Origin of the sequence: Pseudoduganella rivuli, from assembly GCF_009674485.1 — a bacterium.
GTDB classification, from domain to species: Bacteria; Pseudomonadota; Gammaproteobacteria; order Burkholderiales; family Burkholderiaceae_D; genus Rugamonas; species Rugamonas rivuli_B.
Genome location: NZ_WKJJ01000026.1, coordinates 59,673 through 81,164, shown reverse-complemented (window position 1 = coordinate 81,164; position 21,492 = coordinate 59,673). Strand labels below are relative to the sequence as shown.

The 21,492-nt window shown below is 65.2% G+C and carries 18 protein-coding genes; 10 read left to right on the top strand and 8 right to left on the bottom strand.

Features of this window, described 5'->3' with window-relative positions; all coding sequences use genetic code 11:
• Window positions 1-112 precede the first annotated feature (112 nt).
• Both edd and eda read left to right on the top strand, forming a co-directional pair.
• Window positions 113-2,041: a phosphogluconate dehydratase gene (gene edd, locus GJ700_RS30420; RefSeq protein WP_154381157.1), complete on the top strand. Its 1,929-nt coding sequence runs from the start codon at window positions 113-115 to the stop codon at window positions 2,039-2,041.
• Window positions 2,042-2,044: 3 nt separating this feature from the next.
• Window positions 2,045-2,665 (top strand): bifunctional 4-hydroxy-2-oxoglutarate aldolase/2-dehydro-3-deoxy-phosphogluconate aldolase, encoded by a 621-nt coding sequence (eda, locus tag GJ700_RS30415; protein WP_154381154.1) that lies wholly within the window; start codon window positions 2,045-2,047, stop codon window positions 2,663-2,665.
• Here the strand turns inward: eda and GJ700_RS30410 are convergent.
• Window positions 2,625-3,116, bottom strand: coding sequence for a hypothetical protein (locus tag GJ700_RS30410; RefSeq protein WP_154381152.1), 492 nt, complete (start codon window positions 3,114-3,116; stop codon window positions 2,625-2,627). The two genes, eda and GJ700_RS30410, sit on opposite strands and share 41 nt — an antisense overlap.
• Before the next feature lie 57 nt (window positions 3,117-3,173).
• Here GJ700_RS30410 and GJ700_RS30405 point away from each other — a divergent pair, with 57 nt between their 5' ends.
• Together GJ700_RS30405 and GJ700_RS30400 are read left to right on the top strand one after the other, a co-directional pair.
• The gene (locus GJ700_RS30405; protein WP_154381150.1) at window positions 3,174-6,023 is read left to right on the top strand and encodes a hypothetical protein; all 2,850 of its coding nucleotides are present in this window, start codon (window positions 3,174-3,176) and stop codon (window positions 6,021-6,023) included.
• Between the two features lie 138 nt (window positions 6,024-6,161).
• Window positions 6,162-7,121: a methyl-accepting chemotaxis protein gene (locus GJ700_RS30400; protein WP_195764054.1), complete on the top strand. Its 960-nt coding sequence runs from the start codon at window positions 6,162-6,164 to the stop codon at window positions 7,119-7,121.
• A gap of 166 nt (window positions 7,122-7,287) precedes the next feature.
• On the opposite strand, the gene GJ700_RS30395 is transcribed toward GJ700_RS30400, so the two are convergent.
• From GJ700_RS30395 to GJ700_RS30385, 3 genes are read right to left on the bottom strand one after another with little or no spacing between them, the layout of a single operon-like run.
• Window positions 7,288-8,247: a diguanylate cyclase domain-containing protein gene (locus GJ700_RS30395; RefSeq protein WP_154381147.1), complete on the bottom strand. Its 960-nt coding sequence runs from the start codon at window positions 8,245-8,247 to the stop codon at window positions 7,288-7,290.
• 5 nt (window positions 8,248-8,252) lie between these two features.
• Window positions 8,253-8,885 carry a chemotaxis protein CheX gene (locus GJ700_RS30390; protein WP_154381145.1) on the bottom strand — a complete coding sequence of 211 codons (633 nt, stop codon included), beginning with the start codon at window positions 8,883-8,885 and terminating at the stop codon, window positions 8,253-8,255.
• Complete coding sequence (locus tag GJ700_RS30385) at window positions 8,882-9,256, bottom strand: response regulator (RefSeq protein WP_154381143.1); 375 nt, start codon at window positions 9,254-9,256, stop codon at window positions 8,882-8,884. The genes GJ700_RS30390 and GJ700_RS30385 overlap by 4 nt, the downstream gene beginning before the upstream one ends.
• A 179-nt stretch (window positions 9,257-9,435) precedes the next feature.
• Here GJ700_RS30385 and rpiA point away from each other — a divergent pair, with 179 nt between their 5' ends.
• Together rpiA and GJ700_RS30375 are read left to right on the top strand one after the other, a co-directional pair.
• Window positions 9,436-10,110 (top strand): ribose-5-phosphate isomerase RpiA, encoded by a 675-nt coding sequence (rpiA, locus tag GJ700_RS30380; RefSeq protein WP_154381141.1) that lies wholly within the window; start codon window positions 9,436-9,438, stop codon window positions 10,108-10,110.
• 45 nt (window positions 10,111-10,155) lie between these two features.
• Window positions 10,156-10,557: a hypothetical protein gene (locus GJ700_RS30375; RefSeq protein WP_229507330.1), complete on the top strand. Its 402-nt coding sequence runs from the start codon at window positions 10,156-10,158 to the stop codon at window positions 10,555-10,557.
• 128 nt (window positions 10,558-10,685) lie between these two features.
• Here GJ700_RS30375 and GJ700_RS30370 read toward each other — a convergent pair whose 3' ends face one another.
• Together GJ700_RS30370 and argA are read right to left on the bottom strand one after the other, a co-directional pair.
• Window positions 10,686-10,961: an oxidative damage protection protein gene (locus GJ700_RS30370; protein WP_154381139.1), complete on the bottom strand. Its 276-nt coding sequence runs from the start codon at window positions 10,959-10,961 to the stop codon at window positions 10,686-10,688.
• A gap of 34 nt (window positions 10,962-10,995) precedes the next feature.
• The gene (gene argA / locus GJ700_RS30365) at window positions 10,996-12,306 is read right to left on the bottom strand and encodes an amino-acid N-acetyltransferase (protein ID WP_154381137.1); all 1,311 of its coding nucleotides are present in this window, start codon (window positions 12,304-12,306) and stop codon (window positions 10,996-10,998) included.
• 54 nt (window positions 12,307-12,360) lie between these two features.
• On the opposite strand from argA, the gene hrpA reads away from it, so the two are divergent.
• Entirely contained in the window at window positions 12,361-16,485 is a 4,125-nt protein-coding gene (hrpA, locus tag GJ700_RS30360; protein WP_154381135.1) for an ATP-dependent RNA helicase HrpA, read from the top strand.
• Window positions 16,486-16,575: 90 nt separating this feature from the next.
• Here the strand turns inward: hrpA and GJ700_RS30355 are convergent, their stop codons facing one another.
• Entirely contained in the window at window positions 16,576-16,806 is a 231-nt protein-coding gene (locus GJ700_RS30355; protein WP_154381133.1) for a hypothetical protein, read from the bottom strand.
• Between the two features lie 113 nt (window positions 16,807-16,919).
• Between GJ700_RS30355 and GJ700_RS30350 the strand changes: the two genes are divergently transcribed.
• Entirely contained in the window at window positions 16,920-18,026 is a 1,107-nt protein-coding gene (locus tag GJ700_RS30350; protein ID WP_154381131.1) for an extracellular catalytic domain type 1 short-chain-length polyhydroxyalkanoate depolymerase, read from the top strand.
• A 3-nt stretch (window positions 18,027-18,029) separates the two neighbouring features.
• Here the strand turns inward: GJ700_RS30350 and GJ700_RS30345 are convergent, their stop codons facing one another.
• Window positions 18,030-19,277 carry a putative Na+/H+ antiporter gene (locus GJ700_RS30345; RefSeq protein ID WP_371868207.1) on the bottom strand — a complete coding sequence of 416 codons (1,248 nt, stop codon included), beginning with the start codon at window positions 19,275-19,277 and terminating at the stop codon, window positions 18,030-18,032.
• Between the two features lie 96 nt (window positions 19,278-19,373).
• On the opposite strand from GJ700_RS30345, the gene imuA reads away from it, so the two are divergent.
• Window positions 19,374-20,087: a translesion DNA synthesis-associated protein ImuA gene (gene imuA, locus GJ700_RS30340; RefSeq protein ID WP_154381127.1), complete on the top strand. Its 714-nt coding sequence runs from the start codon at window positions 19,374-19,376 to the stop codon at window positions 20,085-20,087.
• Entirely contained in the window at window positions 20,014-21,474 is a 1,461-nt protein-coding gene (locus GJ700_RS30335) for a Y-family DNA polymerase (RefSeq protein WP_154381125.1), read from the top strand. Before imuA ends, GJ700_RS30335 begins: the two co-directional genes overlap by 74 nt.
• The last annotated feature ends 18 nt before the right edge of the window (window positions 21,475-21,492 follow it).

Below are 21,492 nucleotides of genomic sequence, written 5' to 3'. Positions count from 1 at the left end.
CAGGGATGATTTATCATACAACAGATTCGGTAAATTCACTACGCAAAAAATTGATTGCGCCGTGTAATTTTGTAGTAAAATTTCACTCAAATATGACTCTTGAGGAAATATCATGGCGGTGCATCCCGTACTTGAATCCGTAACAGCACGCATCATTGAACGCAGCCGTCCATCGCGCGCCGCCTACCTGGCGCACCTGGAAGCGGCCCGTACCAAGGGCCCGCAGCGCGGCGCGCTGGCGTGCACGAACCTGGCGCACGGCTTTGCCGCGTTCCCGGCCAATGACAAGCTGCTGCTGAAGGAAGTCAAAAAGCCCAGCGTGGCGATCGTCTCCGCGTATAACGACATGCTGTCGGCGCACCAGCCATTTGAAACCTTCCCGGCCATCATCAAGGATGCCGTGCGCAAGGTGGGCGCCGTGGCGCAATTCGCCGGCGGCACGCCCGCCATGTGCGATGGCGTGACGCAGGGCCAGCCGGGCATGGAATTGTCGCTGTTCTCGCGCGATGCGATCGCCATGTCGGTGGCGGTGGCGTTGTCCCACAACATGTTCGACTCGGCGCTGTTCCTCGGCGTGTGCGACAAGATCGTGCCGGGCCTGCTGATCGGCGCGCTGCACTTCGGCCATTTGCCTGCCGTGTTCGTGCCGGCCGGCCCGATGACGACCGGTATCTCCAACAAGGAAAAAGCCGCGATCCGCCAGCGCTATGCGAAAGGCGAGGCGACCCGCGAAGAATTGCTGGAAGGCGAAGCCAAGGCGTATCACGGCGCCGGCACCTGCACGTTCTACGGCACCGCCAACAGTAACCAGATGCTGATGGAAGTGATGGGCCTGCACTTGCCGGGCGCCGCCTTCATCACGCCGGGCACGCCGCTGCGCGATGCGCTGACGGCCGCCGCCGCGCAACGCGCCGCAGTGATCACGGACCAGGGCAATGAATACCTGCCGGTCGGCCACATCGTCGATGAGAAATCCATCGTCAACGCCGTGGTGGCGCTGCTGGCCACCGGCGGTTCGACCAACCACACGCTGCACCTGCCGGCGATTGCCAAGGCGGCCGGCATCATCATCGACTGGAACGATTTCAACGAACTGTCGGCCGTGGTGCCGTTGCTGGCGCGCGTTTATCCGAATGGCGACGCGGACGTCAACCACTTCCACGCGGCGGGCGGCACCGGCTTCGTCATCCGCGAATTGCTGGATGCGGGCTTGCTGCACGACGACGTGCTGACCGTGCTGGGCAAAGGCTTGCGCAAGCATACGGTGGAACCGTTCCTGTCCGATAACGACGGCGACTTTGCCGGCGTGGTGTGGAAAGATGTGCCGGCCGTTTCCGCCGACGATAAGGTGCTGCGTCCGCACACCAATCCATTCTCGCCGGATGGCGGCATGGTGTTGGTCAAGGGCAACCTGGGCCGCGCAATCATGAAAGTATCGGCCGTCAAGGAAGAGCACCGCGTGGTGGAAGCGCCTGCCATCGTGTTCGATTCGCAGGAAGCGTTCATGGCGGCGTATAAAGCCAAGCAGCTGGACAAGGATTTCGTGGCGGTGGTGCGCTTCCAGGGCCCGCGCGCGAACGGCATGCCGGAATTGCACGCGCTGACGCCGGCGCTGGCGAACCTGCAGGATGCGGGCCGCAAAGTCGCGCTGGTGACGGATGGCCGCATGTCCGGCGCGTCCGGCAAAGTGCCGGCCGCGATCCACGTATCGCCGGAAATCCTGGCCGGCGGCCCGCTGGGCCTGGTGCGCGACGGCGACCTGATCCGCGTGGACGCCACCCGTGGCGCGCTGGAAGCGCTGGTGCCGACCGACGTCTGGCATGCCCGCGCGCTGGCGCACGCCGACCTGACGCCGAACTCGGTCGGCATGGGCCGCGAACTGTTCTCGATGTTCCGCAACAGCGTCAGCGAAGCGGAAGCCGGCGCCACCACGTTCCCGCTGCCGTCGCCGATTCCCACCACCGTCCAGCTGCACGACGGTAACCCGGTCGGAAACACGATGCCGGGCTCCGATGAAGATTACTCCATGAAGAAGGACTGACCCATGACTTTGCTGGAAATTATGCGCGCCTCCGCGGTGCTGCCCGTGATTGTGATCGACGACCCTGAAGACGCGGTGCCGCTGGCACAGGCGCTGGTGGCGGGCGGTATCCGTACGCTGGAAGTCACGCTGCGCACCAAGTACGCGCTGGACGCCATCAAGGCCATGTCGCAGGTGGAAGGCGCCATCGTTGGCGTGGGCACGCTGACGCAGCCGGAAGAATTCGCCGCCGCGCGCGACGCGGGCGCCGTGTTCGGCGTGTCGCCGGGCCTGACGCCGGCGCTGATCGCCGCCGCGAAAAGCAGCGGCCTGCCGCTGCTGCCGGGCGTGATGACGCCGTCCGAAGTGATGGTGGCGCGCGAACATGGCTTCAAGCAGTTGAAACTGTTCCCGGCCGTGCCGGCCGGCGGCGTGGCGCTGCTGAGCGGTATCGGCGGTCCGCTGCCGGACGTGACGTTCTGCCCGACGGGCGGCATTTCCCAGGAAACCGCACCGCAATTCCTGGCGCTGAAAAACGTCGCCTGCGTGGGTGGTTCGTGGCTGACGCCGAAAGACGTGATCAAGGCGCGCGACTGGGCCCGCATCACGGAAATCGCCAAGGCGGCCAGCAGCCTGCGCGGCTGATAACGCTTTCGGTTGAAACTTCCCGCACGCGTTCATTCGTAGGGCGGTTCGCTTGCGAGCCGCCATGCGTGCTCTGTCGGTAGCGATAGTGCTGTCGCGATGCCGGCATGGCGGCTTGGTACTTCCAATCCGCCCTACTTGAGCAAGAGTCGCGGCTCTTTGTTACACTGGCATTTTCCCGCTCGACACGGCTTGTATCGTGGATTGCCTGCAGTACTTTCACCTCGTAAATACCATCAAATCCGGCTGGGCCGAACGGTTTGATGAACTCGACTTCGTCGGTGGCGATGGCGCCCTGTTCAAAGGGGCCGAATTGCGCGCCGCCCGCACCAGCTGCGAATTGATGCGGCTGACCCGCCATGCTCAGCAGTGCACCGGCTGCACCCGGGCCGAACCCAAAGCCGCCTGATTTTCCTGTTTTTTCCTGATCGTATTGTGTCCGTTGCGGCATGACGGCCGTGCTAGCCTCCCGTGAGTTTGCCCACCGTTCTTAACGAGAGGTCACGCCATGCCTGCACGTCTGCCGCATTCTGTCCGGTCGCATTCTGTCCGGTATTTCCCCCGTTTGACGTTGCTGGCCTTGCTGGCCGGCGCTGCGCCATTTCCGCTGCTTCATGCCGCCGAACTCACCGTGACGGGCGCCGACGGCGCACCCGGCGCCGCGGGACAGCCGGGCCAGCCCGGCAAGCCGGCGCAAGCCATCATTAACGGCTCGGCCGACCCCGTCAACCGTGTCAACCGTGCCACCGCCAACGGTGGTGCGGGAGGAAAAGGCGGCGCCGGCGCCGCGTCGGGCGATGGTGGCGCCGCCACGGCCCGTGTCCGGGCCACCGCCAGCGGCAACGCCACGACCCAGGGAGCGGCCAGCGCCACCGGCGGCAACGGCGGCGCGGCGGCGCCGGGCGGCAGTGCGGGCCGGGGCGGCAATGCGGAAGCGGAACTGGACCTGACGGGACGTAATGCACAGGGTTACAGCACGGCGTTCGGCGGCAATGGCGGCGCATCGTCGGCGCAGGGCGCCAACCGGCGCGGCGGCGACGCCAACGCCGTGCTGACGTTGCGGGGCGGCGGCCAGATCGACGGCTATAGCGCGGCCGTAGGCGGCACGGGGTCGTTCGATCCATCGTCCGGCGCCGGCGAGCAGGGCGCCCGCGCCACCAGCAAGGCGGAAGGGACGGGCGGTGGCGGCAGCAGCGTCAGGGTTTACGCCAGCGCATCCGGCGGCTATGGCGCGGCAGCCACTGGCGCGGGACGGCAGTCGGGGGCGGGCGGCGTGGCCACGGCCACCGCGCGCGGTGTGTCCGGCAGCGGCAAGGTGGACGTGGAAGCGGTGGTCAATGGCGGCCTGGGCGCCAATGGCTATAACGGCGCGGCGGGCGGCAATGGCGCCGATGCGCAACTGAACAATGCCGCCACGGGCGCCACCAGCGGCAAGCTGTCGCTGGGCCAGTGGGCGCACGGTGGCAGCGGCGGCAACAGCCAGGGCGGCAGCGCCGATGGCGGCGCGGCGGGCCGCGCGCGCTCGCGGATGCAAGTCAACGACCGCAACGCATCCAGCCTGGATATTCTCAACTACGCCATCGGCGGCAACGGCGGCAGCGCCGAGGGCAGCGGCGGCCGCCCCATGGCGGGCGGCGATGCAGTGTCGCGCGTGCAGGCCGCCGGCGTTGGCGACATCACCGCCAGCAGCTTCGCCAGCGGCGGATCGGCCGGCTACAGCGCCAAGGGTAACGGCGCCAATGGCGGCAATGGCGCCAGCAGCGTGCACGCGGTCACCACGGGCAACCGCAGCGTGAATGTGCTGGCGCAGAGTTATGGCGGCGTGGCCGGTTCGGCCATCACGCCGGGCCGCAAGGGTGGCACTGGCGGGACGGGGCGGGCGCAGGCCAGCGGGCAATCCGGCAGCGGCGCCGTGAATGTGACGGCGGTCCAGCAAGGCGGACCGGGCGGCTTTGGCGGCGCGGGGGCGGCCAGCGGCGATGGCGGCGACAGCACGATGGCCAACGCGGTTGCGGGCAGTACGTCTGGCGCGCTGACGCTGGACCAGCGCGCGCGGGGCGGCGATGGCGGCGAAAGCCGGCTGGGACAGGGCGGACGGGCGGGACATGGCCGCTCCAGCCTGACAGTGTCGGATAACCGCGCGGCAAGCCTGTCCGGCGCCGTGCTGGCGGAGGGCGGTTATGGCGGCCATTCGTACGAGACGCGCCAGGCGCTGGCCGGGCGGGGCGGCAATGCGGACAGTACGCTGCAACTGTCTTCGACCAAAGCGGGCACGGTTGTCAACGGCAGCAGCGTGGCCAATGGCGGCACCGGCGGCTACAACCAGAATGGCTATAACGGCACGGGCGGCGACGCCAGCGCGCTGGCCGATGTGCGGGCCAGGGGCAACGCCGTCAGCGCCGCCGTGGCGGCGGGCGGGGTGGCGATCCCACTGAACAGCATTGGCGACGGGCCGGGCGGCGCCGGCGGCAATGCCACGGCGCACGCGCAGGCCACGTCGGAGCGCTTCGCCGTCGCGTCGGCCCAGGCCACCGGCGGGCAGGGCGCACGCGCAGGCACGGCGTCGGCGCTCAGCGCAGCGGCCACCACCTTGCATGGCGGCGTGGCGCTGGCGGGCGCTAAAGCGTCCGGTCTCGGCGGCGTGGCACAGTCGCGCGCAACGTCGGAGGGGACGTGGCAGGGCCACGCCGCCACGGCGCAGGCAGGCGCCACGGCGGCGGTCGTGCCCGGCAATACCGTGGCGTCCAGCGAGGCCGCCAGCGATGCGGGCGGCGGTGCGGGGCATGCGCCGCTGGATATCGCGGGCGGCGCCAATGTGATGGCGCGCGCCGGGCTGGCGCCTGTTGCTGCCGCGATTGCCACTGTTGCCAATGCGGCGCTGCCGGCAGGGGCGTCGGTTATCGGCCAGGGCGCGCAAGGCGTGTCTTATCGCCAAAGCCAGGCGCCCGGAAATATTTACACTTATGAATCCAACGGTGCGTTTCAATTTTCCACCGATGGTGCGCGGCATTTAATGTTGGGATTGATGAATGCGGCGGTTTTGAATCTGGGTTTTCAAAAGCTTGAATTAAATATCAGTAATCACGGTGTCGATTTATATAGCCAATCTTTTACGTCGTTGGCGGAAGCGCAATCCTTTTTCAACCACCGCGTACTGGATCTCGGCATATTGGGCGTGGGCGTGCAGGACGTGGTCATCCGCACCGCATGGAACCTGGAAGCGCAGAGTGGTTATGCGTTTGATTACACGCTGGCGCTGATGCCGGTGCCGGAACCGCAAGTGTGGCTGATGCTGGCATGCGGATTATTGTTACTTATGCTTCGAAATAAAGGCGGTCTGTATTTTTTACGCGACTGAGCTGTAAGAATTAATGGTGCTTGCCTTGTGATTGGGAAATATCGGTAGCATGATGCAGGTTTTGATTTTTACCGGTACCAGCTTATGCGGGCATTATTGAATTATGTAGGCAATTTATTCACGGGCCGCAAATCCGGGATGGCCGATACAGGCATGCAGGATTATCTGGCCAGCCGCCAGCAATTCAGCGAGCAAGTGGTGTCGGTGTGGGATGCGCATTTGCAATCGTCGCGTTCTCAGATGGAAGAGGCCGTGTGCGATTTGACGGCGCGCTTTTCCAGCATCGTCGACCGCCTGGATGCGGCCCTGTCCGCATCCGGTGGCGACGACAAGGGACTGGTGGCCGTGTTTGCCAGCAGTGAAAAGGAACTGGGCGAAGTGCTGGCGCTGCTGAAAAGCACGGCCGCCAGCAAGGCCGCCATGCTGGACAAGATCCAGCAATTGCAAGCCTTTACCACGCCGCTGCAAACCATGGCGACCGAAGTGGCCAGCATTGCCTGGCATACGAATCTGCTGGCGCTGAACGCCGCGATTGAAGCGGCCCGCGCGGGTGAGGCGGGGCGGGGCTTTGCCGTGGTGGCGCGCGAAGTGCGGTCGCTGTCGGCCAAGTCGGCGGAAACGGGTAAAAGCATTTCACAGCAGGTGGCGCAGATCAGCGCCGCCATCGACGCCACCTGCAAGGCGGCGGACGTGTCGATCGAGCAGGAACAGCATTCGATGCAGGCGTCGGAAAACGCGATCGGTTCCGTGCTGGCCAATTTCCAGGATGTGGCGGGCGCGCTGCAGCAATCGTCGCAACTGCTGCAGGCGGAAAGCCGCGGCATCAAGGACGAAGTGGCGCAGGCCCTGGTGCAGCTGCAATTCCAGGACCGCGTCAGCCAGATCCTGTCCCACGTGCAGCACAATATCCGCAGCATGCCGGATGTGCTGCGCGACCACACCGAGCAGTGCGCGGCGCAGCCGGCAGCGGTGCCGCAACTCGATCCCGCGCCGCTGCTGGCGGCGCTGGCCAGCACCTATGCGATGGCCGAGGAGCGCGCGGTGCATCTGGGGCTGGAGCACCAGGAAGCAGAGTCGGACGAAGTGACGTTCTTCTGATTCGGAAAGCCCCGGTGCCATGAGCAATGGCGCCAGCGCGTCTGCGTAGGGCGGTTTCCGCGCAGCGGAAGCCGCCATGCGTGCGTCAACGCCGCGCAGGCAGGCGGCTTTGTAAAAGCCGCCCTACGGTGGAGACGATGTGGCTATTCTGGAGTAGCGGCCGGGCTTATGCCACGATCGTGGCATGCGCCTGCACGCAATTGCGGCCCGCGTGCTTGGCCGCATACAAGGCGCGGTCGGCGGCATTGATCAGGCCCGGCACGTCGTACTGGTCGGCGCCGCACATGGTGGCGATGCCGACGCTGACGGTCACCAGGCTGTCGGGCGATTTTTCATGGGGCAGGTCCAGCGCGATCACGCGGGTGCGCATGGTTTCGGCCAGCATGTACGCGGCCGCCCCGTCGGTGTCGGGCAGGACGATGGCGAATTCTTCGCCGCCATAGCGCGCCAGCAAGTCGGTTGAGCGCTGCAACATGGCGGACAGCGCGCCCGCCACCTGGATCAGGCACTGGTCGCCCTGCTGGTGGCCGTAATGGTCGTTGTAAGGCTTGAAGTGATCGATGTCGATCATCAGCAGCGACAGGTGGTTGCCATAGCGCTTGGCGCGCCGCAATTCCTTGTCGATCGCCACGTCGAAATGGCGGCGGTTGGCGATGCCGGTCAGGCCGTCCGAGAAGGTTTGCGAACGCAGCACCATGGCCTGGTCGCGCAACAGTTTTTCACGGCCGACCGCGATGCTGACATCGCTGATCTGGATCAGGCAATGGCGTCCGGCGCCCGCCACTTCCACTGGCGTGACGGCCAGCGCCTGCTGCATGCGCTCGTCGCGGCTGCGTGCGGCCGCATCGGCGTACAGGGGGAAGGGCGATTTGTTCAGCGTTTGCGACAGCACGGACGGGAAATTGCTGCGCAGCGCCTGCACGATGGCCGAATCGATGCGCTTGCCCCGCAAGTCCGGATACAGGCTGAAGAAGTCGCGCCCGACGGTTTCATCGGCCATCACGCCCGTGTAACGCTCCATCCAGCGGTTCCACAGCACGATGCGGCAATCGCTGTCGACGACGATGGCGCCGAGATTGACGGCGGCCAGCACTCCTTCCAGCAGGCCTGTGCGGTTTGCTTCCATGCCCGTCAACCCTGGCCCATGACTTTGTCGAGGTACAGGTTGATCTGTTCCTGCAAGTCGTGCAGCGCCGACACGTCGAGGATGAAGGCCACGTAACCGTGGATCTGGTGCATCTCCAGGATGAAATCGATGTGCAGCATCAGCACCACGGAATCGGCCGCGCTGCCGGACGCGCTGAGGATTTCCTCGCTGGTGCCCACGTGGTACACGGGCAGCGAGCCTTGCAGTTCGCGCTGGAACAGGTTGGCCAGGGTGCCGACGCAGGAATTGAGGATGATGTTGCCGATCTCGCTCATCGCCTCCTGTTCCATTTCCGTCAGTTCGGACAGCGGCACGGATTCGCCCACCATCAGGCGCACGATTTCCAGGCTCTTATCTTCCGGGAACATCAGGATGGCTTCAGTCTGGAACGCGCCTTCGTAATGCTGGCTGACGCCGCAGATGCGCTGTAACTGGTCGTGTTTGTTTTTCCCGCCCAGCAGCATGGCCGCTTCCGCCCGATTCAGGAAGCTGATCGACGGCACCGACATCGTGACTTCTTCATTGACGATACCGCTCATCGACGCGGCGGCCTGGCCGACGCCGATGTTGAAAATCTCCACCAGCGCATCGTGCTGCAACTCGGTCAGCGCAATCATGGCTGTGTTTCCAGCGGTGCGATCAGCTGGGCAATACGTGCCTCGGTAATCGGTTTTTCCATGAAGCCGATGCCCAGTTCGGAGGCCCGGTTGCGCGTGGCCGTCTGGACGTTGGCCGTCAGCAGGGAAATGCGGGCGGTCGGCAGCAGCTTGCGCATTTGCTCGGCGGCGGCCAGGCCACCCATGCCGGGCATGTTCACGTCCATCAGGACCAGATTTGGTGTGAAGGTTTTGACCTTGTCCAGCGCTTCTTCGCCGGTGCCGGCTTCTTCGATGACCCAGTCGGCATGCATGCTGAGGATGTACTGGCGCGCCATCAGGCGCGAGACACGGCTGTCATCGACTATCAATATGGTTTGGGGGGACTCCATGAGCGATCCTGGAAGGGGCTGTTGGTCAGGTCATTTTCGCATACCGCAACCGTTTGCGGCAAAACAGGGCAGGCAAAAACGGCTTGCCCGTTGGTAATTTGGCGCAGCGGCGGCTTGAGGGGGAAGCGATCCGGTAAAATAGCGGCATTTTTCCGCTTTTTACTTTATCTTTTAGCATCATGACCCAAGACGAACTGAAACAAGCCGTAGCCCGCTCCGCCATTGCCTACGTGGAAGGCGACATCATTGGCGTGGGTACCGGCTCGACCGCCAACTTCTTTATCGATGAATTGGCCAAGATCAAAGACCGCTTCAAAGGGACGGTTGCGTCGTCCGAAGCCACCGCGGCGCGTCTGCGCGGCCATGGCATCGCGGTGCTGGACCTGAACGACGTGGCTGAAATCGCCGTGTACATCGACGGCGCCGATGAAATCAATGCGGCCGGCGCCATGATCAAGGGCGGCGGCGCGGCGCTGACGCGTGAAAAGATCGTGGCGTCCGTCTCGAAGAAATTCGTCTGCATTGCGGATGGTTCCAAGCTGGTGGAAACCATGGGCAAGTTCCCGCTGCCGGTCGAAGTGCTGCCGATGGCGCGCAACGCGGTGGCGCGCCAGCTGGAAAAGCTGGGCGGCCAGCCGAAACTGCGCCTGAAAGCCGGTACCGATGAAGCGTTCGTGACGGACAATGGCGGCAACATCCTGGACGTGGCCGGCCTGGCCATCACCGATCCGGTGGCGCTGGAAGCGCAAATCAACCAGATCGTCGGCGTGATCGCGGTCGGCCTGTTTGCCGCGCGTGGCGCCGACGTATGCCTGCTGGGTACGCCGGAAGGCGTGCGCACGCTGACTTATTAAGCAGTTTCTTCAGCCGGGAGGTCCCGGCTGTCCCCGGAGGCGCCGATGAAACGTATGAGTTTGTTGCCGGTGTTGTTGCCGCTGATCGTGCCGCTGGTGCTGGCGGCGTGTTCCGGCATGCCGTTTGGTTCGAGTAAAGAGCAGGATGCCGAAGCGGCGCGCCGCAGTGCCTCGCTGAAGAAAGCGCCGCCGTCCGAATTCGGCGACGACGGCAGCAAGCGGGTCGCCATTAACGGCGTGGAAATCGTGCGGGTGGAATTCAAGCCCGGCGTGTCGTCCGTCACGGTGGAAAACATGGCCAAGCAATCCGGCTGCACCGGCGGCCCGGGCGCGGGGCTGGTGTCGGATGCGGGACCGGTGGAAATGTACCGCATGGCGTGCGGCGATGGCCGCGTGTTCCTGGCGCGCTGCGAATTGCGGCAATGCAGAACCGTATCATTGAAATAACGTAGGGCGGATCGGGGGTATCGAGCCGCCGTGCTGGCGTTTCGGCGGCGCATGCATGGCGGCTTGCTGCGCAAACCGCCCTACGAAAAAAGCGCCACGAGGGCGCTTTTCGTTGAGGCGGGTGGTGCTTAGTCCGCTGGCGGCGGTACGTAGCCGGCAGCCGCATCGGCGCCATCGCCGAAGAAATGCTTTTCCATTTGCGCGGCCAGGTATTTGCGGGCGCGCTGGTCGGCCAGGTTCAGGCGGTTTTCATTGACCAGCATGGTCTGGTGCTTGAGCCAGGCGGCCCAGGCTTCCTTGGACACGGATTCGTAGATACGCTTGCCCAGTTCGCCCGGGTATGGCGGGAAGTCCATGCCTTCGGCTTCCTTGTTGAGTTTGATGCAATGGACGGTACGGGCCATCTTGGTGCTCCTGAATGCGGTGGTGAAAGTGGGATTATAAGGTCTTAATCAAAACCTGGGACCGGCGCTGCCAGTTGTACATGCGCTGGCGGTCTTTCGGCAAGGCATCGACGGTGGCGGGGACGAAGCCGCGCTTGATGAACCAGTGCGCGGTGCGCGTGGTCAGCACGAACAGCTTGTTCAGGCCAATGGCGCGCGCACGGTTTTCCATGTGCTTCAAAATACGTTCGCCGTCGCCTTGCGCCTGGACTTCCGGATTGACGGTCAGGCATGCCATTTCCGCCATTTTTTGTTCCGGGAAAGGATACAGCGCCGCGCAGCCGAAAATCACGCCATCGTGCTCGATGACGGAGAACAGGTCGATTTCCCGCTCGATCAGTTCGCGGCCCCGCTTGACGAGGGTGCCGTCCGCTTCCAGCGGTTCGATCAGTTTAATGATGCCGCCCACGTCTTCAATGGTGGCCTGGCGCAGGCTTTCCAGGTTTTCGTGGGAAATCATGGTGCCGACGCCATCGTGGGTGAACAGTTCCAGCAGTGCGGAGCCATCCATTTCAAACGGCACGATGTGGGCCCGGGGCACGCCGGCGTGGCAAGCCTTGATGCAGTGTTTCAGGTAAAACGCGGTGGCTTCCGGCAGGAAGTTCGCCATCAGCACGGCTTCGGCCTGGTGCGACGACAGTTCGCGGATTTCCTTGCCCGTGACGTCCGTCATCAACGGAGTTTCGCTGATGAACACCAGCTTGTCGGCATGCAGCGCGGTGGCGGCGGTGACGGCCACGTCTTCCATGGTGAGGTTGAACGCTTCGCCGGTGGGCGAGAAACCCAGCGGCGACAGCAGCACCAGGCCGCCCGCGCCCAGCAGCGCATGGATGGTTTCCGCATCGACCTTACGGGTAATGCCCGTGAGCTCCAGGTCGACGCCGTCGATGACGCCCATCGGGCGGGCCGTGACGAAGTTGCCGGAAATGATGTGGATGGCGGCGTGCGCCATCGGCGTGTTGGGCAAGCCCTGGCTGAACGCGGCTTCGATATCGAGGCGCAGTTCGCCGGCCGCTTCCTTGGCGCATTCCAGCGCGGCGGTGTCGGTGATCCGCACGCCGTTGGTGAAGCGGCCTTCGACGTTACGCAGCGCCAGCTGTTCGGCCACCTGCGGACGGGAGCCGTGCACCACGACGACCTTGATGCCGAGTGCGTGCAACAGGGACAAATCCTGCGCCAGCACGGGCAGGGCGCCGGCCGACACCAGTTCACCGGGGAAGGCGATGACAAAGGTTTTACCGCGGAAGGCGTGGATATAGGGCGCGACGGAGCGCAGCCATTGGACGAATTGGGTAGGGTTTTCCATTCGCCGCATTATAATTCGGTGCGCGATGTTCGCGCGCAATACATGTAAAAAACAATGTCAGAAGCCAGCAAGAAGTCCCCCGTTTCCCCTCAAACTCCCGCCAGCGTGACGCGTGCGCCACAGCCGGGGCGCCAGCCGCGCCCGGAGGGACAGCCGCGCCAGGCCGGCGCCGAGCGTACGCCGCGTGCGGAAGGGCGGCCGGATGGCCAGCAGCGCCGCCAGCGGCCGCCGAAGGAAACGCCGGAGCAGATCGCGGCCCGGGAAGCGGAAGCGCAGTTCCGCAACCCGATCCCGCCGATCACGTTCCCGGAAGACTTGCCGGTCTCGGGCCGCCGCGAGGAAATCGCGGCCGCGCTGATGAACAACCAGGTCGTCATCGTGTCCGGTGAAACGGGTTCCGGTAAAACCACGCAGTTGCCGAAGATTTGCCTGGAACTGGGGCGTGGCCGCAAAGGCGTCATCGGCCACACGCAGCCGCGCCGTATCGCCGCATCGTCGACCGCCAAGCGCATTGCCCAGGAACTCGGCACGCCGCTGGGCGAAAACGTGGGCTTCAAGGTGCGCTTTGCCGATACGCTGACCAAGGGCGCCGCCATCAAGCTGATGACGGACGGTATCCTGCTGGCGGAAACGCAGACCGATCCGCTGCTGAAAGCCTACGACACCATCATCATCGACGAGGCGCACGAACGCAGCCTGAACATCGACTTCCTGCTGGGCTACCTGAAGCAGTTGCTGCCGCGCCGGCCGGACTTGAAAATCATCATCACGTCGGCCACCATCGATGCCGACCGCTTCGCGCGCCACTTCGGCACGCCGGAAAAACCGGCGCCCGTGATCGAAGTGTCGGGCCGCCTGTATGCGGTGGAAGTGCGTTACCGCCCGGTCGACCGCGACGTGGTACCGATGGGGCAGCAGCCGGCCGATAGCCGCCCGCAAGCGCGCGCCGCCGCGGCTGAACGCGACAAGCGCGATTTGATGGACGCCATCGTCGACGGCGTCGACGAAGTGTGCCGCCTGGGCCAGGGCGACGTGCTCGTATTCCTGCCGGGCGAGCGGGAAATCCGCGACGCGGCCGAAGCGCTGCGCAAGCACCATCCGCCGCACGTGGAAATCCTGCCGCTGTTTGCCCGCCTGTCGGTGGAAGAACAGGACCGCGTGTTCCGCACCACCAACGCGCGCCGCATCGTGCTGGCCACCAACGTGGCGGAAACGTCGCTGACGGTGCCGGGGATCCGCTACGTGGTCGATACGGGCCTGGCCCGCGTCAAGCGCTACAGCTACCGCAACAAGGTCGAGCAATTGCAGATCGAGCCGGTGGCGCAATCGGCCGCCAACCAGCGCGCCGGCCGTTGCGGCCGGGTGGCGGACGGCGTCTGCATCCGCCTGTACGATGAACAGGACTTCATCCAGCGGCCGAAATTCACGGACCCGGAAATCCTGCGCTCGTCGCTGGCGTCCGTCATCCTGCGCATGAAGACGCTGCACCTGGCGGACGTGGAAACCTTCCCGTTCATCGAGCCGCCGCTGGCGCGCGCGATCGCGGACGGCTACCAGCTGTTGCAGGAACTGGGCGCGGTCGATGAATACAACCAGATCACGGCGCTGGGCCGCAAGCTGGCCAAGCTGCCGCTGGACCCGCGCGTGGGCCGCATGATCCTGGCCGGCCTGGATAACGCGGCCCTGACGGAAGTGCTGATCGTGGCGGCCGCGTTGTCGTCGCAAGACCCGCGCGACCGCCCGATTGAAGCGCAGCAGGCGGCCGACGAGGCGCACAAGAAATTCGCCGATGAAAAATCCGAATTCCTCAGCTACCTCAAGATGTGGAAGTGGTTCGAAAACGCCATCGAGCACAAGAAGTCGAACCGCCAGCTGATGGACAATTGCCGCGCCAACTTCCTGTCGCAGCTGCGCCTGCGCGAGTGGCGCGACGTGCATTCGCAATTGCTGACCATCGTCAAGGAACAGGGCTGGCGTTTGAACGAAGCGCCTGCGACCTACGACAACCTGCACCTGGCCTTGCTGACCGGCTTGCTGGGCAACGTCGGCTTCAAGGGCGAGGACGAGCCGGGCGCCGGTTTCCTCGGCGCGCGCGGCATCCGTTTCCACGTGTGGCCGGGTTCGCACCTGTCGAAAAAGCCGGGCAAGTGGATCATGGCGGCCGAATTGGTGGAAACCACTCGCCTGTATGCGCGCTGCGTGGCGAAGATCGAGCCGGAGTGGCTGGAAAAAGTCGGCGCCCACCTGCTGAAAAAATCGTGGGGCGAGCCGCGCTGGGAAAAACGCAGCGCCCAGGTGACGGCGTCCGAGCGCGCCACCTTGTATGGCCTGGTGGTGTACAGCCAGCGCCGCATTAATTACGGCGCGCACAATCCGGAAGAGGCGCGTGAAATCTTCATCCGCGATGCGCTGGTGGGCGGCGACTTCGATACCCGCGCGCCGTTCTTCGCGCACAACCACAAGCTGGTCAAGGAAATCGAAAACCTCGAACACAAGTCGCGCCGGCTGGACGTGCTGGTCGACGATGAATTGATCGCGGCGTTCTACGACAAGCTGATTCCCGCCGACGTGGTCAATGGCGCGGCATTCGAGAAGTGGCACAAGGATGCCACGCGCGACAATCCCAAGTTGCTGTACCTGGTGCGCGATGAATTGATGCGGCACGAGGCGGCCGGCGTGACGACGGACCTGTTCCCGAAAACCATGCTGGCGGCGGGCCTGGAAATGGCGCTGACTTACCACTTCGAACCGGGCAGCGTGCGCGATGGCGTGACCCTGGCGGTGCCGCTGTATGCGCTGAACCAGTTGTCGCGCGAACGGTGCGAGTGGCTGGTGCCGGGCATGCTGAAGGAGAAGGTGCACCTGCTGTTGAAATCCCTGCCGCAAAAGCTGCGCCGCCACTGCGTGCCGCTGCCGGACTACGCGGCGAAGTTCTGCGAGCGCGTGCAGGAAGCCCATGCGTTCGGCAAGGGCGATCTGATCGACGCCATCATTGCCGATATCCGCCAGCAAATCACGATCACGCCTTTGAGCTCGGACTTCAAGCCGGAAACGCTGCCCGCCCACCACTTCATGAATTTCAAGGTGATCGACGAGCACGGCCGCCAGCTGGACATGGGCCGCAACCTGGCCACCTTGCAGGCGGAATATGGCATGCAGGCGCGCCAGAGTTTCCAGAAAATGGCGGAAACGACGGCGCCGGCAGGCGTGCAGCCGAAGGCGGGCACGCCCGCCGGCGGCAAGGCGCATGGCGGCATCCATGGCGGCGCTGCGCCTGCGAAAGGCGGCGCCGCGCCGGCGCCTGCGAAGGAGGCGCCGCCGCCGTCGCAGCACACCAATATCACCGGCTGGACCTTTGGCGAATTGCCGGAACTGCTGGAAATCACGCAGGGCAAGCTGACTTTGATCGGCTTCCCCGCGCTGGTGGACAAGGGCAGCCACTGCGACCTGGAAGTGTTTGACGACCCGTCCGTGGCGGAACGCACGCACCGCATCGGCTTGCGCCGCCTGTTCGCGCTGCAAATGAAGGACCAGATCAAGTTCATTGAAAAGAGCATCCCGAACTTGCAGCAAATGGGCATGCAGTTCATGGCGATGGGCACGCAGGAAGAGTTGCGCGACCAGATCATCAACAAGGCGCTGGATATCGCGTGCCTGCAGGATCCGCTGCCGGCCGATGCCGCGTCGTTCACGAAGCGCAAGGACGAGGGCAAGTCACGGCTGGTGTTGCTGGTCAATGAAGTGGCGCGCCTGCTGTCGCAAGTGCTGACGGAATACCACGGCTTGCCGAAGCGGCTGCAAAACATCAATGCGCAAGTGGCGTCCGACATGCAGCAGCAGTTGCAGGGCCTGGTGCACAAGCGCTTCCTGCTCGACACGGATTACAGCCAGCTGGCGCATTTCCCGCGCTACCTGAAAGCCATGAACGTGCGGCTGGAAAAGCTGCGTGGCGACCCCGCGCGCGATGCGAAGCTGATGGCGGAATGGCAGACCGCCGCCGCGCCTTACCAGCGCCTGATGCGCGACAAATCCGCTGGCCGGAATACCGATCCGAAACTGGTGGAATTCCGCTGGATGCTGGAAGAGTTGCGCGTGTCGCTGTTCGCCCAGGAATTGCGCACGCCGATGCCGGTGTCCGTCAAGCGCCTGCAAAAGGTGTGGGAATCGATGCAGCGGTAATTGAGCAATGGGTGCGCGGCGGAGCAAACCGGCGCAGTCCCAATGCCCGGCGCCCCGCATCCCCGCGCATGGAAACTGTTTCTTCCGCTATCAGTAGTTGCCGCTGCCGCCCTGGCGGCTGCCGCGGGAAGGGCGGCTGTCGCCGCTGATCGCGTATTCATCGCCGCCGCCATCGCTGCCGGCGCCGGACAAATTCCCCTGTTGGATGGACGTATTGTCTTGCCGGCTGCTTTGCCGCGACAGGTGCGCATCCAGGCGCGGGCAATCCTGCGTTTCTTTGCTCTGGTTCTTGTGCTTCTTGCGGGTCTTCAAGGTCATCATCTTCTCCTGCATGTGTCGGTTACTTTGGTAAGGAATGGCGGTGCGCCAGCGTACAGAGCAGGGTATCGGATGCCGGTATATTGCGGTGCAACATCCGACTTTCTGGAGTTCCCATGGCGAAACCCGCTCCCGGTATGCGCTTGCTGCGCAGCCTGACCCGTGCCGCAAAAACGCAGCAAAAAATGGTGTCCAGGCTGCTTGCTGCTTCAAAACCGAAGGCACAGGCTAAACCCAAACGGAAGGTGGCGGCGCTCCGTAGCCCCGCAGCATTGGATATCCGCAAGCATGAACGCAAGGAAACGCCGATTGCGCCCGGCAAGTGGCTGGCTGCCCATATTGCACTGCCGCAGCAACCGGGCCAGGCGCCGGGACGGCGCATGGCGTACTGGCTGTACTTACCGGATCAACCTGCCCCTGCGCGGGGCTGGCCGCTGATTGTCATGCTGCACGGCTGCCACCAGAGCGCCACGCAATTCGCGCAGGGCACGCGCATGAACCTGGTGGCGGAACAAAAGGGGTACGCGGTGCTGTATCCGCAGCAATTGGCCAGTGCGCAATCGCAGCGCTGCTGGCGCTGGTATGACCAGGCCACGCAGCAAGGCGGCGGCGACACCGCGCTGCTGGCGATGCTGGTGGCGAAAGTCTGTGAACAGCACGGCATCAACAGGCGGCGCATCTATGCGTGCGGCTTGTCGGCCGGGGCGGGCATGGCGGCCGTGCTGGCGCTGAACCATCCCGAATTGATTGCGGCCGTGGGATTGCATTCCGGTCCCGTGTTCGGCGCCGGTCATAGCACGGCCGGGGCGCTGCACGTGATGCGGCATGGCGCCGCTGCGCATGCGGACGCCATTCACGGCGTATTGCGCGCCCGCGCCGGTTTCCCCGGCATGCCGGGGCTGTTGATGCAGGGGGAAAACGACCACGTGGTGCACCCCGTGAACCAGCAGCAGTTGACGCGCCAATGGCTGCTGTTGAACGGGTTGCCGCTGTCGGCGCGGCCCGCCGTGACCAGCAGGGAAGCGACCCGCAGCGGCAGCCGCCATGCACACACGATCCACGATTATGCGGCGGGACCCAGGGTGGTGCTGCGGGTGGCCAGCATTGCCGGACTGGGCCACGCGTGGAGCGGCGGCGATCCGGACGTGACGTTCCATGCGGCGCCGGGGCCGGACGCCAGCCGCATGATGGCGGCGTTTTTTGCGCTGCACCGGCGCGCGTAAGGCTTAGATGAGCAGCAGGGCGATGGCCACGGCCGTCGGCGCCAGGGCGCCCAGCAGCAATCCGGTGGCGCCGATGGCGCCGTCGCGGAAGCCCGCCTTCAGCAGGGCGGCGCCGGCCGGATTGGGCGCGTTGGCAATCACGGTCAGGCCGCCGCCCGCCACCGCGCCCGCCACCAGCATGTATTGCGCGTGCGGCGTGATGCCATCGACCAGCGACCCAAGGTAGGTCAGCGCGGCATTGTCGGTGATGGCCGTCAGCGCCACCGCGCCGAAGAACAGCGCCAGCGGTTCCAGCTTCGTGATGACCGGTTGCAGCCACCATTGCTGCATGCCGCCCAGTACCACGAGACCGGCCAGGAAAAAGCCCACCAGCAAGCCTTCCTTGAGGATCAGCGGTTGCTGGTAATGCTGGTAGGCGTGGGCGAAGCCGAGGAACAAGAGGAAGATGCCGAGGAACAGCGCCGGGTGGTGCGCCAGCACCACGACCAGCGCCAGCACGCCCAGGTGCACCGCGGTGACGGGCAGGGGCACGGCTTCCCGTGCTTCGTTGCCGGCATCGGCCTGCGGCTGTACGTGGCGGCGCAGCAGGAACGTGATGGCGGTGGCGTTGATCAGGGTCGCCAGCGCGGCTTTCCAGCCGAAGTTCGCCGCCATGAACGCGCTGTTCCAGTCCCACGTGGCGGCCACCATCAGCACGGGCGGGGCCGCATACGCGGTCAACGTGCCGCCGATCGACACATTGACGAACAATACGCCCAGCGCGCCGTATTTCAGCCACTCCGGCACGCCGTCGCGGAACACCAGCGGCGCCAGCGTCAGCGCCGCCAGGGTCATCGCTGCCGGCTCCGTCACCAGCGATCCGGCCAGCGGCACCATGGCCATGCCCAGCCACACCAGCGCCAGTTCGGTGCGCACGGGCGCCAACCGCGCCAGCGCCAGCAACAGGCGCTGCACGCATTCGAGCACGGGCCGTGACGCCGCCACCACCATGACGACAAACACGAACAGCGGTTCCGTGTACTGGCGCGATTCGGCATAGGCGATCGCATTCTGGCCGCCCGCCATCAGCGCGATGGCGGCAATCAGGATGGCGGCCCAGAAGCCGAACACGACTTCCACTTCGCCCAGCAAGTGGAACAGGCCCGCATGGCGCGGATGCCGGCGGGCCAGGAGGTCGAACGATTTGGCGGCGAAGGTGTGGACGAGGGCGAGGGCGAACAGGATGGCGCCGGTGAGCTGGATAGGGGTGATCTGGGTCATCTGTCCATCTTACGGGAATGTGGACATCTTGCCAAAACCCGGGTTATCGAGTACTGTACGTATATACAGTATTTTATGGTCAGGCCCATGCACAGTTCACCGCTCATCGCCGCGCCGGAAAGCCTGCATCCTGCCCTGTGGCGTGCGTCGCAACTGGCGCAAGGCGCGGTGCGCTGCCTCGATACCGGCCATGCGGCGCTGTCGGCCCAGTTGCCGGGCGGCGGCTGGCCGCTGGGGAGTCTGACGGAATTCATGTTGCAGCAGCCTGGCATCGGCGAAATCCGCCTGTTGCGGCCGGCGTTGCAGCAGGCGGCGCAGCGGCCCGTGGTGTTGCTGGCGCCGCCGCAGATACCGCAGGGGCTGGCGCTGGCCGCACTGGGCTTGCCCCCGGGGCAGATGATCTGGATCCGCAATACCGGCAAATCCGGCGACGCGCTGTGGGCGGCCGAACAGGTATTGCGCAGCGGCTGTTGCGGCGCACTGCTGCTGTGGCAACAGCAGATCCGCAATGAAAACCTGCGCCGGCTGCATTTGGCCGCGCAAAGCGGCGATACGCTGTTTTGCCTGATGCGGCCGCTGGCTGCCGCGCAAGACGCGTCGCCTGCGCCGTTGCGGCTGTCGCTGCGCACGGCGCCGGGCGGGCTGGCGATTACTTTTATAAAACGCCGGGGACCGCAGCGCGATGCGCCGCTGTTCCTGCCCTTGCCACCTTCTTTGTTACAGCGTCATGCATCTGTGGATCGGCCTTTGCCTGTACCGGCTACCGCTCGAAGTGTTTTGCCCCAGCTGGTCGGCGGATAGCTGCACCGCCGTGCTGGAGCAGGAAGGCGTACTGGCCGTATCGCGTGCAGCCCATGCCAGCGGCGTGCGGGTGGGGATGCGGCGTGGCGGCGCGCTGTTGATGGCGCCGGAAATCCAGTTGCACGAGCGTTGCCTGCAGCGGGAAGCGGAAGCGATGCAGGCGGCGGCGACGGCGCTGCTGCGCTACACGCCACAGGTGGCGCTGGCGGAAGAAGCCGTGCTGCTGCTCGATATCGGCGCCAGCCTGCGCCTGTTCGGCGGCATCCGCCAGCTGTGCCGGCTGGCGGCGGCCAGTATGCGCACGCTGGGCTTTACCGCGGCGCTCAGTTGCGCACCGACTGCGCAGGGCGCGTGGCTGCTGGCGCGCAGCCGCGGTGGACGTTGTTTAACAATCGGCTCGTTGACGCGCCGCCTGGCGCGCCTGCCGGCGTGGCTGCCGCCGCCGGCGCGGCCCTTCCGCACGTGGCTGGAAGGTATCGGCTGCCAGACGGTGGGCGAGTTGCGGCGCCTGCCCCGGCCCGGCTTGCAGCGCCGCTGCGGCCGCGCGCTGCTCGACGTGCTGGATGCGGCTTACGGCGAAGCGCCGGAAATGCACACGTGGCTGGCGCCGCCGCCGGAATTCAAGGCGGGGCTGGAATTGTTCGACCGCATCGAACACGCGGAAGCGCTGCTGCATGGCGCGCAGCGGCTGGTGCAGCAAATGACGGGCTGGCTGTGCGCCCACCACTATGCGGTCGAACGCATCTGCCTGCTGCTGGACCATGAACGGGGCAGGACGGCGTGCCCGCCGACGGCCATCGATATCGTGCTGGCGGAAGCGGTCTGGCGGGGCGATCACCTGCTGCGGCTGCTGAAGGAGCGGCTGGGGCGGATAGCGTTGCCCGCGCCGGTGATCGGCTTGCGGCTGGAAGCATTGCAAGTACAGGCGATGGCGCCGCTGACCGATACGCTGTTTCCCGAACCGGGCGGCACCAGCACGGACCGCGAACGCCTGTTTGAATTGCTGGTGGCGCGGCTGGGCCCGGACAACGTGCTGCGCGCGGCGCCGCTGGCCGATTACCGGCCGGACCGGGCCAATGCGTGGCAGCCGGTGCAGGACAAGCAGCGCTCCCTGGACCAGCGCATGCCGCCGCACAGCCTGCCCCGTCCCGTGTGGCTGCTGCCCAAACCGGTCGCCCTGATCATGCGCGACAACCGGCCGTTTTATATCTCGCCGCTGCGGCTGGTGTCCGGCGCGGAACGCATCGAAGCGGGCTGGTGGAACACGACGCAGGTGCGCGATTATTTCATTGCCGAAGGCAGCGACCATGTGCATTACTGGATCTTCCGCGAACGGTCGGGCGAGGAAGGGGAATTGCGCTGGTATCTGCACGGGCTGTTTGGTTAGCAGCCCTCTGGTAAACTG